The sequence below is a fragment of the Allobosea sp. 05L423 genome (genome assembly GCF_056397745.1).
Map to the genome: position 1 here is coordinate 72,694 of NZ_JBFTOA010000027.1, position 10,775 is coordinate 83,468.

Here is a 10,775-nt window from a genome sequence, read left to right on the forward strand (position 1 = left end):
GAGGAATGATGGCATGACGGGCGGGGTATACGGCAACTCGTAACATTCGTATGAATTCGGAAGCTGTCCTTATAAATCGGAAAACCCATGGCGATCACGCTGCGCCAGATCCAGGCCTTCCTCGCAGTGACCGAGCAGGGCACCTTCACCAAGGCGGCCGAGCGGCTGCACATGGCACAGCCGGCGCTCTCGCAATTGGTGCGAGAGCTGGAGCGCGAGCTCGGCATCCGGGTGCTCGACCGGACGACGCGGCGCGTCGAACTGACCGAGGGCGGGCGCGAGTTCCACGGCGCGGCGCTGAAGGTCGTGCAGGACCTCGACACGGCGGTGCAGAACGCCAACGGGCTGGCGGAGCGCCGTCGCGGGCGCATCGTGGTGGCGGTGCCACCGCTGCTTGCGACCGTGATCATGCCTCCGACCATCGCGGCGCTGCGCGAGAAGCATCCCGGCCTCCAGGTCGCGATCATCGATGCGCGCAACGACCTCGTCGTCGAAGCCGTCCGCTTCGGCCGGGCCGATTGCGGGGTCGGCACCTTCTCGGCGCTGGAGGACAATATCGAGCGCACGCCGCTCGCCCGGGACAGCCTGATGCTGTTCTGCGGGCGCGACAGCCGATTCGCCGGACAGGAGAGCGTGCTCTGGCGCGACCTGGCCGAGGAGCAACTGATCACGCTCACGCGCGACAGCGGTATCCGCCTGCTGGTCGAGGTCGGCTACGAGAGTGCCGAGATCACGCTGCGGCCGGCCTATGAGGTGGCGCAGATCACCACCGCCCTGGCGCTGGTCGAGGCCGGGCTCGGCATTGCGGTGCTGCCGACCTATGCGCGGGCCGTCGCGCCGGCGGGCGTGGTTGCTCGCCCTCTGGCGGAACCTTCGATCGCACGCGACATCGTCATGATCCGGCCGAGCGGGCGTTCGGTCTCGCCGGCGCTCGCGGCCTTTGAGACGCTGCTGCGACGCTTCGTGCGCCAGCTTGCGCCGAGCGAGGCGGATTGAGCGCCACCCGCTGCAAGCGGCGAAAAGCAAAAAGGCCGCCCGGTGAGGCGGCCTTTCGTCCCTGTATCACAAGGGCATCAAATGGTGGGCGCGACAGGGATCGAACCTGTGACCCCTACGATGTCAAGGGCGCGCTCCACCCCTTCAGGTCAATATAATCAATCACTTAGAGGCTGCGGTATTTCAGCTGCAAACCCTGGTTCCATGGGGTTTCGAGGGGCTGCGTTCAAAGCGCGTGTAAACGCCATTGGCTTGCACGGCGCACGCTCGAACGCCCCTGGCGCGCTTGCCGGAGCGGCACGATGAGCGCATCCGCCCCCATCAGCCTATCCTGCCAGCTTCCGCTCAATCTACGACGCGCCTGGGCGCGCGTCGAGCTGGATGCGACCGGCCTGCTCGGACGGACCCGTTCCATCAATTCGCTGGTCGCCCGACATCATGGCACGTTCGAGGTCCTCATCGATGGTGGTCTGCGCCATGAGGATCTCGTCGCATTGTTGGCCGAGGCCGGCATCAGACGCGCCGATGGCAGCAAGGTCACCTGCAACGCGATCGCTGCTGCCATCAGCCGTGCCCGGCGTTCGTCTCGTTCCAAGACACCACAGATCGTTGCCGAGCTTGAGCCAGACCTCGCTCCGTTGCCGCTGGTCTGCGCGCAAGCAATCGAGCCGCTCAACCATCCACCTGCTGGCCCGGACCCACCCGAACCAGCGGTTCCACATGCCCGATGGCCGCGGCCAGCGGTGGTGAAGCCTTCCAGTCAGGCAGCCGTGAACCTTCGCGCAGGCCGCCTCTTCAACCGCATCGGAGAAGACCGAGACCATGACTGAAAAAAGCAGCATCAAGAGCAAGCCCGTTCAGGAGGTGCCACGCCTGTTCGTCGAAGCCACTTCAGAGGGCACTCACCAAGGCAAGTCGACAATCTTGCAGCGGATTCGAGATCTGTTTGATGATATCGGCCTGCCAAATGTGCTCGTCCGGGTCGAGTCTCGACGCGTTGCTGGCCCTCTGCGCGAAGGCGATGTGGCCATCGCAACCGAGGATCTTGCCCTCGCTGAAACCACGCCGGGAGGTGTTGTTGGCGTCCTCCGGCCCGGATTGCTGCAACTCGACCGGATCGGCCGGGAGGGTGGGGTTGTTCTGTGGGATTGGCCCGGCGGTTTCGGGCAGCAGCGTCAGGAGGTCTTGGTTCGAGCCAATCTCGATGCGCTCCTGACAAAGCGAGGCATCAAGGCAATGACCCTGGTGATGACGACAAACGTGATCGATCGGATCGCGGAAGCGCAGAGCATTCTGGAGGTCACGCGGGACATCGCTCCCAGCTTTCAGCGCGTTCTGATTCGCAACGAATATGTCGGGCGGTTCGCCTTTGCCAGCGATAGCGCGCCTTATCGTAGCCTAAAGGCGGCCGAGGCAGCCGCGACCTTCCCGGGAATCACCTTGAATAAGATCTCGGACGTCTCATTGGCTGCCCTGCGCCCGACGGGTCTCAGCATCCGAGAGATCATCGAGCAGGACCCAGAGACCCTCGCGGAACGACTTCGGACCGACGAGTTTTCGATGGCTGCCTGCGTGACCGGCGTCGCAGCCTGGTACGATCGCTCCGGGAGGGATCTCGCGCAGATCCTGCCTTTTCGCGCGGCGCCCCAGTCGCTCGACGGCTCGACTGAAGCGGCTGGCCGCGAGACGTAAGCGGCTCAGAAGCACCGCTATCTGGCATTGCCTGCAATTCGCCATGCAGCAGGGCCGATCTCCAAGCCCTGCCGTCACCAGGCTCCTGAAGCCCTGGCAATTTGCTGTCGTCGTTATCGTCGCTGAATTGGCCTCTCAAATCCGCGAAGTGATAACGGCGCTGAACAGGTCCCGCTGACCAACCCGCGGCGATCGACGGGAGGCCCGATCACCAACTGTGATCGGGCCTCGTTTTTGTCGGATTCGCTGTCGTGCCACGCGGAAGAAAGTTCGTTGCCTCTGACATCAGGTGATGACTTGTGACAGATTATGACAAAGATTGACGCTCTGTGTTGATAACAACGCGTTCTGACCCATTGTGACAATGTGTGCCGTTATGCACAGAAGTTTTCCGAAAAAATCGACCTGATCCAAATATTGGTTCGCGAAGCAGCATCAACCAATTTTCAATCGCTAGTGAGTCATCACCGATACCTGTCCCGTGAGCAGTAACTCGCTCTCAATTGCAATGGAGACGATCGTCAGGCTTCGGGTGCTGACTGGGGTACGATCATTCACCTTTGGTTGATGGATTTAGGCACAAATGCCCGAGCCGCGATCGAGGCGCATTAACGCTGATCATCATGATCAATTGCCTGCAGGATTTGTTTTGAGCAGAATCCCCTAATCGGTTCGTGCGTGACGCCCGAATCGAAGCGGCCGCCGGTGCGTTTGCAGACGCCCCGACGGCCTGACCACTCTGTATCGCCGAAGGATACATCATGGCTGACGACCCCTATACCGGCGCTCCGGGCGCCGGGAAATCCCCTTTGCCCGCCTATCCGCACCTCCAGCTGATCGGACTCCCGCAGCCGGGCGGATTTGAACCGCATCGTCCGACCGAAGCCATCCATCCGCTGATCTTCGTGCCGAGAATCTTGATTGGCACGCCCGGCCAGGTCGTGGGGATGCTGCCCGCCGATTTTCTCCAGCGCCCTGGCGCATACCTCATGCTGCGTCCCGGCTCGGTTCTCGATCGTCCCGACGTTCGGGTTGGAGAGGGCCGGAACGTTGCTGAGCGACTGCGCCAGACGCAGGACGCTTGGGCGGAGGCGGGGTACTCGCTCGTCATTGCTGTGACCTGTGATCATCCGGCATTCAATAAGGAAGCGGCCGAGACCGTGGAGCTGCGGCTGACGGCGATGATCGAAAGCCACAGTGCGATTCGTGTGATACGTGATCGCGCTCCGAAGGTGCGTGCGCTCGATCTGGCCACACAGCGGGCAATCGACGACATGTTGGCGATCGTCCGACAGGAAGTGGAACGGCGCGGAATCGCCATCCTGTCCGCCAGGCTGGCAGCGCCAGCACCGCTGCAGCCGACCAGCACTGGTTCGTCGACTTTCGCCGCGCCAAGAGCCGTCGAAACTCCTGCTGTGACCGACGAGATGCTGTTCCGGCCGAGCATGGAGATTTCGCGTCCGACCAGCCAGTCACCAGGGGTGTCAAGGCAGATCGTAGAGCCAAGCATCCGCAAGTCGAGGCCCGAGCCTTGGCAGGCCAACAATTACAACCTGCATTACGCTGCGCTTGGCGGTTCCATGGTGAAGCACCGGTCCGACCTCTTCGAGATTGAACCCGGCACACAGGTGAGCGCGAAGGAAGTGCCCGCCTTGCATCAGACGCACCGCAAGCTTCGCAAAGCACTCATTGCACAGGGCTACATCGGGCGCGATCCGGACCGCATGAATGGCCTCGTGGTTGTGCGGCCCATCACCATCAAGACCGGCGCCAAGGCAGCGGCTATCGTCACGGGCTCGACCAAGAGTCCGACGCGCGTCTGGCGTGCTGCCTGAGCGCTTCAGCCTTTAGCTCAATCTTCTCCATTCCATTTGGCCGCGCCGCAGCTTGGCTCTGCTGGCGCGAAGGAACCCACATGTCCGACGCTTCCGAAGACAATCTCCCGGCTGCCTGCCTGATAAATCCGCCCCAGCATTGGTGGCGCTTGCTGGGTCCCTGTGATTGGACCGATTTCGCTGTGTGGGGGCTCTATGATCGCGTTCTCGATATGCTGGAGTTCCTGAACGAGCCTCGCTGGGCGATCGCCAGGCAAGGTGACCCCGCCGCCGCGATCGCTTTGGCGCTGAAGTTTGATCGCGCGGACGTTCACGTGGCTCTTGTCGATGCGGTCATGTCGACGCTGGTCGTCGCAAGCTTGGCGGGCAACCGAGCCGCACGGCTCGTCCTCATTAAAGCCCTGGCCCGCCGCAGGCAGGATGACCCGGCGTTCGATCATGCGCTCGAAGCTTGGTCCGAGCTCGACCACGAGCTGGTCATGGAACAGCGCATGGCGCGCTCGGCGCGCCGGAAGCGCCACACCGATCACGCCAAGGTTGCTGCCAGCAGCGACACGCCGCTTTGATCGGAGGAGCGACATGGATGATTTCGACGAATTCGAACTCGATCTGAACATCGGCGTTGCGCGCGATGCTGCCGAAGCCGACACAGACGATCCGATCGCGCGGCTGCCGCGGCTGATCAGACTTGGCCTCAACGCCATCGGCCACAAGAAGTCGATCCGCGAACGGGTCGGTGGCGAGATCCTGGAGGTCGCGCCCGAGCTCATTGGAAAGGTCACGGCTTGGCTCGCTGGCTACCATGACGCTCCGATGAAGGCGCTCGTGAAACAGTTGGATGCGCTCAGTGTCGACAGCGACAGGCCGGTGCTCCGTTCATTGGCGAACGCTGTACTTTTGGTTTCACTGTCTCCCTTCCTGCGGGATCGGCAAGCGCAGGCGCGCGTCGCGCTTGCGCTCAAGGTCGCGTTCGACGAGATCGCCTTCGACACCCCACTGGAGACGCGCGCTCAGGCCGCCCGGCTTCTGATCGGCTGGTCGATGATGGCATCTGGCGCCTTCACCTCGACCCGCTTCACGAGTGCCATCGACATGGTGCCGAGTCTGGCCAACGCTGCAGTCGAGGACGTCTCTGTCCTAGCGAGCAAAGAGGCGAAGGCCGAATCGGAGGAGACCAAGGCAAAGGAGGACACCTCACGCGGTGGACTCGCGAAGTTGTCCGGAGCTCGCTCTTCGGTGGTCGTTCCGCCCGGCCACATCATCGTTTGCGCACCCGTCCGCAGCAATGGAAAGCTCTGCGACGGTCATCATCACGTCGTCGGCAAGCCGGTGTCGCTCATCGCTACGCCAGATCTGGTTGCGGTCCGCCGGCAGTTGGCAGCGGAGTTTCCTCACGCGACCAACGCGATTGATCGGATACTGGCTGATCTGATTGCCCGGGAGCATATCCATCTCCGGCCGCTTGTACTCATCGGATCGCCGGGCTGCGGCAAATCCAGATTTGTGCGCAGGCTGGCCGACGTCCTGGGGCTTTCGGCATGGCGAACTGCGGCGGCAACTGCAGACGGAGGCGCTCTCGGCGGTACGGACCGCCGTTGGAGTTCGGCGCAGCCTTCCCATCCTTTCCTGGCGATATCGGCGGCAGGACATGCCAATCCGATCGTCATGATCGATGAGATCGAAAAGGCGCCGACGCGAAGCGACTATGGCCGCTTGTGGGACGTGCTGCTGTCGCTGCTCGAACCAGAAACCGCAAGGCGCTATCTCGACCCGGCTCTGCAGGTCGAATGCGATCTCTCCAGAGTGAGTTTCATTGCGACAGCAAATAGCACCGAATCCCTGCCAGCTGCCCTTCGCGACCGCATGCGGGCGATTGCGTTTCCTGAACCGACCGAAACGGATCTTACGAAGCTGCTGCCGCTCACTCTGGCGGAAGTCGCCGCAGAACGTGGTCTCGATCCCATCTGGGTCGAAGCCGTCAGCCGCGACGAGTATGATCTATTGGCCAGACACTGGCCCGGGGGCTCACTGCGGCACCTCCGCAGGCTGGTCGACACCTTGCTGACCGCTCGTGAAGCTGGCGCCTCCCGCCACTAGCGGCGGACACGGCTCGTGCTGCTGTTGGAAGTAGGCTGACTGCGATCTGCACTGGCAATCAGCTCAACGACCTGAAAACCAGCGCGGCGTTGAGCCCGCCGAACGCGAACGAGTTCGACATTGCAGCCGGGATGGTCATCACCCTCCCTTCATTGGGCACGCAATCGAAATCGCATTCCGGGTCTGGGGCGTCAAAGTTGGCGGTCGGCGGGGCCCAACCATTCTCGATGGCCATGATTGTGGCAATAGCCTCGAGCGCACCCGCGGCACCCAGCGCATGCCCGGTGACGCCCTTCGTCGAGGAAATTGGCGGGAGAGACCGATCGCCGAACAACTGCTTCAAGGCCTGCGTCTCCGTGCGATCGTTGGCACGGGTCCCGGTTCCGTGGGCATTGATGTAAGCGAGGTCGGCAGCGGCGATCCCGGCATCGGCAAGGGCAAGGTTCATCGCTGTCGTCATGCCAGCGGCGTCGGGCGAGACGATGTCCCTCGCATCGGCGTTGAAACCGAAGCCCGCCGCCTCGACCGTAGGGTTCAAGCCACGGCTACGCGCGTGCGCCTCGGTCTCCAGCACGATGATGCCTGCGCCTTCAGCAAGCTGCAGTCCGTTGCGCCCCGCTGCGAATGGCCGGCAGAGGGAACGCGACATGATCTTCATGGAGTCCCAGGCGAGCAGTGTGCCGGCCGAGAGCGGCGCTTCGGTGCCTCCCGCGATGATAATGTCAGCGAGCCCGGCACGCAGGAATTGCATGGCGATACCGATGGCATGGCTGGAGGAGGCGCAGGCGCTCGATGTCACGAAACAAGGGCCGGTTGCACCCGACACAATCGAAACCCAGCTTGCGGAGGAACTCGCCATAACCTTAGGAACCGTCATCGGGGGAGGACGCTTGTTCTGCTGGTAGAGCCGGGAATACTGTTCATCGACGCTGCATTGCCCGCCGGCGGCGTTTCCAAGGATCACACCAACGCGTTCTGGACGCGGCAGGCCATGGTCAAGGCCCGCAGCCGCCAGTGCCCGGCGGGCTGCCGCAACGGCAAACAACGCGTTGCGGTCGCAGACTGAGGGCGAAAAGGGCAGTCCTTCCATGAAGTCCTGGTTCAAGACTTCAGACACGCGAATGCCCTTGCCAGGCAAGGCAGACGCGTCGTTGAAGCTTCCTCGCCCTGTCAGCAGAGCCTGCCAGAAGCTTTCCGTGTCACAGCCGATCGGGGAAACAACGCCGAGGCCCGAAACGACGATCCGCGTCATGCCGCCTGCTTTTTAGCCACGAGTTTGGCGACTTCTTCGCAAAGTTCGCCGATCGTCTTCACATCGTTGATGCTGTTATTGGCATTATAGTCGATATCGATGCCGAACTGGTCTTCGATCTTGAAAATCAGTTCGACCAGATCGAACGAGTCAAAGCTGGTATCTTCGAGAAGCGTCTCAGGCCCCCAAACAATGGCAGCGAGCTTTGGGCGATCGCGCGACGTGTTCTCCTGGATGACCTGCTGAAACAGCTCGATGAGAAGATCGGTCGTAATCGTCGGTGCCTCGCGTGTCATGCCGAGCGCTTTCCCATTCGAATCTGCCTGCCACACATCTGCTGGAGTGCAAGAAGGCCGTAAACCATTTGTCGGTTCAATGCATACGGTCGCGTGTCGTGCAAATTCGAGGAGATCATGGTTGCCCGATGAGGTCCGTGATGGTCTTCGCAATGATTTCTGGCTGAGCATGATGTGGCATATGGCCGACTCCGGGCAAGACCATCAGCCGGGCCATCGGGGCCTCGCGCACTAGCGCCATCGAGTGACGCTCCGGTGAAACGAAAGTGTCGCGATCGCCGGTGATCGCGAGGATCGGAACCCGAATCTGCCAGTAACGCAAGGTTTGTGATTTGAGGAAATCATCAGCTGCGACAATGTCCTGAAGATTGCTGCGAAAGGTCGTCTCTCTGTACAGCAGTGGCAGCTCGCTCTCCTTGATAAAGTTGGAAGGAACGGCCTGCGGCGAGAAGGCGAGGGTCACGCCGTTCGGGAGCAGGAAACTCGCCAAGGGGATGCCGATCAGGCGATTGAATATCGGTCCGAGCGTCGGCGATGTCGACAGGGAATGATAGCGCAGGGCGTTCCCCAGCCAGGGGTGCGTGACCGCGCTGAGCAGGACGAGCGCATGGAGCCTTTCGGGGCGATCGAGGGCGACATGGGCTGCTAGCGGCCCGCCAAGCGAGTGGGCGACGAGTACCAGCCGCTCCGGGGCGATCCTGTCCAGCAATCCCATCAGCATCTCGGCCTGGTTTCCGGGATCGGCCATTTCCCAGTCTCCCGACCGATCACTCCAACCCTGGCCTGGCCGGTCGACGGCGATAACACGATAGTCGCGAAGATAAGGGCCGAGCGCCGAGAGAAGATCCCCGTGGCCCGCCCAAGCTCCGTGCACGAGAATAATCGTGCCTTTCGATGGCCGCTTCGGCTTGAGTTCGCGATAGTGTAACGTGGCGCCAGCGACATTCGCGAAAGTGCCGAGCGGCGGGTAATCTCGTGCGGCTTGAAAGCCCAACCACTCGCTGTAGGCGGCTAAGGCGAGCAGGATGACAACAAGCCCGCCTAGGCTGGTTCTGAACCATCGAGACGACCTACCTTCTCGAACAGGAATCGTGCTGCTGCTTCCTGCCAAATTCGCCTCATGAAGCGGAGAAAAGGTGAGCGATCGTTTCACGATCTGCTGCCGATCACACTTAACACGAGCATGGATATATCGACCATCTAAGAGGCCCGGGCGGCTAGACCGATTTCGGGTTGATGATCATAGCATTGCCCGTATAGCCGAGCGTGGGGCGCCGGAAGCTGCGGTCACCGCGCTGAAGCGCGCCGATCTTCCGCGTGAACGATCGAGACGCGCCGGCTGCGAGGGCTATCTGCAGGTGCGCATCTCGGTGTCTTCGACAGCGGAGCCCGCTCTAGGGTATCGCGCTCCGTCGGCTGGGCGGATGCGCTTCATCGTAGGTTTTTTAAGACAACGCCTCGGGGTAATATCGCTCTAGCAGTGCTCGGAACTGCTCCTGGATATAGATAATAGCGGCGGGTGAAAGTTCCCTGCGCCAAGCGTCAGGGTCCCCTGATCGATAATGCGACGAATTGTCGACAGTGCCGGGCGCTCGCCCTCCAGAGAAGCGGGCAAACGAAAACCCATTTGAAGCGGGCCACGTCAATTCGGCCGTCCCCGCCCCCCCGAAAGCGGAGGAGATGACGGTGCTCGGGTCCGCAACCAAATCTTCGCCCCTGACAGTCACAACACGCGGGTCGTCGAAATCCCATCTGCGCAAGGCCGCAAGTGGACCTTGGGTGGCTTGGTAGAAATCCTGTCGTTCGCAAAACGCAATCGTCAGGAGCATGCCATCTTCGCGACAGACAGAATTTAGGATTTCGCGTTGAAGGACCAGTTCTGGCCAGCCTTCTGTCGAATGTGTCGACAGATGCGAGTAATAGGCCGATTGAACGATATTGAGTGGATTACGGATGACGTGAACGCAACGCTGCGTTAGGTGCCCCCGCACTACATCGTAGTTCGCGTTTGTGAGATACGAGACGTCACTCTCTGCGGCGGGGAGTGCATCACCTCGATGCGAGCCAAACAAGCTCAATCCGTTCGCTTGGGTCAGATCAGCGAGATAGTGCCCCAGGAAGGTTGAAACGCATTTGTGGTGTGTGAGGAAAATCATACTGCAACATAACCCGTTTTGACAAAATCGTAAGGGAGCTCGCACCACAACTTTGGCAAGCGTGCCACCTGCTAATCGGCCGCCTCGATCTGGGTGTTTAATCCCGAAAAGCAGGTGAAGGCCGTCGTCGGCAACCCGTATCCCGTGGAACCCGCATCGTAGCAGAAATGCGCCGGTCACAGCTCGCTGCGATCCGCTTCACCACCCTGCGCATGCCCTCGTCTGCAGCGTCCGCCTCCCCGACAAAGCGCACTTCGCCGCCGCGCTCGCTATCAGCCGCGGCAATGGCGTTCCGCTCTGATCTGAGCCTGATCTGAGCCCTTAAAACTGGATCGCTTTGAGCTAGAGTTTTCCGCGTCGTTTCCCATGGGCTGGGAGGAGCGGAAGACGATGAAGGATTCGAAGTTCTCGGACGCCCAGAAGGCGTTCATCCTGAAGCAGGGCGCGGACG

Annotated in this window: 10 protein-coding genes; 6 read left to right on the forward strand and 4 right to left on the reverse strand. The window is 61.5% G+C overall.

The genetic code is table 11. The annotated features are described in order from the left end of the window. The first annotated feature begins 87 nt into the window (after positions 1 to 87). From AC1DNE_RS28665 to AC1DNE_RS28690, 6 genes are all read left to right on the forward strand, one after another. Positions 88 to 996, forward strand: a complete 909-nt coding sequence (locus AC1DNE_RS28665) for a LysR family transcriptional regulator (protein ID WP_441472608.1) — start codon at positions 88 to 90, stop codon at positions 994 to 996. Between the two features lie 302 nt (positions 997 to 1,298). After that, complete coding sequence (locus AC1DNE_RS28670) at positions 1,299 to 1,826, forward strand: hypothetical protein (protein ID WP_476803973.1); 528 nt, start codon at positions 1,299 to 1,301, stop codon at positions 1,824 to 1,826. Then, on the forward strand, positions 1,819 to 2,688 hold the full coding sequence (locus AC1DNE_RS28675; protein ID WP_476803974.1) for a hypothetical protein: 870 nt from the start codon (positions 1,819 to 1,821) through the stop codon (positions 2,686 to 2,688). Before AC1DNE_RS28670 ends, AC1DNE_RS28675 begins: the two co-directional genes overlap by 8 nt. A gap of 761 nt (positions 2,689 to 3,449) precedes the next feature. Continuing rightward, positions 3,450 to 4,523 carry a hypothetical protein gene (locus tag AC1DNE_RS28680; RefSeq protein ID WP_476841333.1) on the forward strand — a complete coding sequence of 358 codons (1,074 nt, stop codon included), beginning with the start codon at positions 3,450 to 3,452 and terminating at the stop codon, positions 4,521 to 4,523. Between the two features lie 80 nt (positions 4,524 to 4,603). Continuing rightward, positions 4,604 to 5,089, forward strand: a complete 486-nt coding sequence (locus AC1DNE_RS28685) for a hypothetical protein (protein WP_476803976.1) — start codon at positions 4,604 to 4,606, stop codon at positions 5,087 to 5,089. 13 nt (positions 5,090 to 5,102) lie between these two features. Further along, entirely contained in the window at positions 5,103 to 6,620 is a 1,518-nt protein-coding gene (locus tag AC1DNE_RS28690; RefSeq protein WP_476803977.1) for an AAA family ATPase, read from the forward strand. A 58-nt stretch (positions 6,621 to 6,678) separates the two neighbouring features. Here the strand turns inward: AC1DNE_RS28690 and AC1DNE_RS28695 are convergent, their stop codons facing one another. The 4 genes from AC1DNE_RS28695 to AC1DNE_RS28710 form a co-directional block, all read right to left on the reverse strand. Further along, on the reverse strand, positions 6,679 to 7,872 hold the full coding sequence (locus AC1DNE_RS28695; RefSeq protein WP_476841334.1) for a beta-ketoacyl-[acyl-carrier-protein] synthase family protein: 1,194 nt from the start codon (positions 7,870 to 7,872) through the stop codon (positions 6,679 to 6,681). Continuing rightward, positions 7,869 to 8,168, reverse strand: a complete 300-nt coding sequence (locus tag AC1DNE_RS28700) for an acyl carrier protein (RefSeq protein ID WP_476803979.1) — start codon at positions 8,166 to 8,168, stop codon at positions 7,869 to 7,871. The genes AC1DNE_RS28695 and AC1DNE_RS28700 overlap by 4 nt, the downstream gene beginning before the upstream one ends. 115 nt (positions 8,169 to 8,283) lie before the next feature. After that, a complete protein-coding gene (locus tag AC1DNE_RS28705; protein ID WP_476841335.1) occupies positions 8,284 to 9,321 on the reverse strand; it encodes an alpha/beta fold hydrolase in 1,038 nt (345 codons plus the stop codon). Between the two features lie 292 nt (positions 9,322 to 9,613). Next, positions 9,614 to 10,324 carry a sulfotransferase domain-containing protein gene (locus AC1DNE_RS28710; RefSeq protein ID WP_476841336.1) on the reverse strand — a complete coding sequence of 237 codons (711 nt, stop codon included), beginning with the start codon at positions 10,322 to 10,324 and terminating at the stop codon, positions 9,614 to 9,616. Between the last annotated feature and the right edge of the window lie 451 nt (positions 10,325 to 10,775).

Excerpts from the sequence above, each read along its gene's own strand:
- AC1DNE_RS28680 (WP_476841333.1), top strand. The coding sequence starts at position 3,450 with ATGGCTGACGACCCCTATACCGGCGCTCCGGGCGCCGGGAAATCCCCT.
- AC1DNE_RS28710 (WP_476841336.1), bottom strand. The coding sequence starts at position 10,324 with ATGATTTTCCTCACACACCACAAATGCGTTTCAACCTTCCTGGGGCAC.
- AC1DNE_RS28700 (WP_476803979.1), bottom strand. The coding sequence starts at position 8,168 with ATGACACGCGAGGCACCGACGATTACGACCGATCTTCTCATCGAGCTG.
- AC1DNE_RS28675 (WP_476803974.1), top strand. The coding sequence starts at position 1,819 with ATGACTGAAAAAAGCAGCATCAAGAGCAAGCCCGTTCAGGAGGTGCCA.
- AC1DNE_RS28665 (WP_441472608.1), top strand. The coding sequence starts at position 88 with ATGGCGATCACGCTGCGCCAGATCCAGGCCTTCCTCGCAGTGACCGAG.
- AC1DNE_RS28685 (WP_476803976.1), top strand. The coding sequence starts at position 4,604 with ATGTCCGACGCTTCCGAAGACAATCTCCCGGCTGCCTGCCTGATAAAT.
- AC1DNE_RS28695 (WP_476841334.1), bottom strand. The coding sequence starts at position 7,872 with ATGACGCGGATCGTCGTTTCGGGCCTCGGCGTTGTTTCCCCGATCGGC.
- AC1DNE_RS28690 (WP_476803977.1), top strand. The coding sequence starts at position 5,103 with ATGGATGATTTCGACGAATTCGAACTCGATCTGAACATCGGCGTTGCG.
- AC1DNE_RS28670 (WP_476803973.1), top strand. The coding sequence starts at position 1,299 with ATGAGCGCATCCGCCCCCATCAGCCTATCCTGCCAGCTTCCGCTCAAT.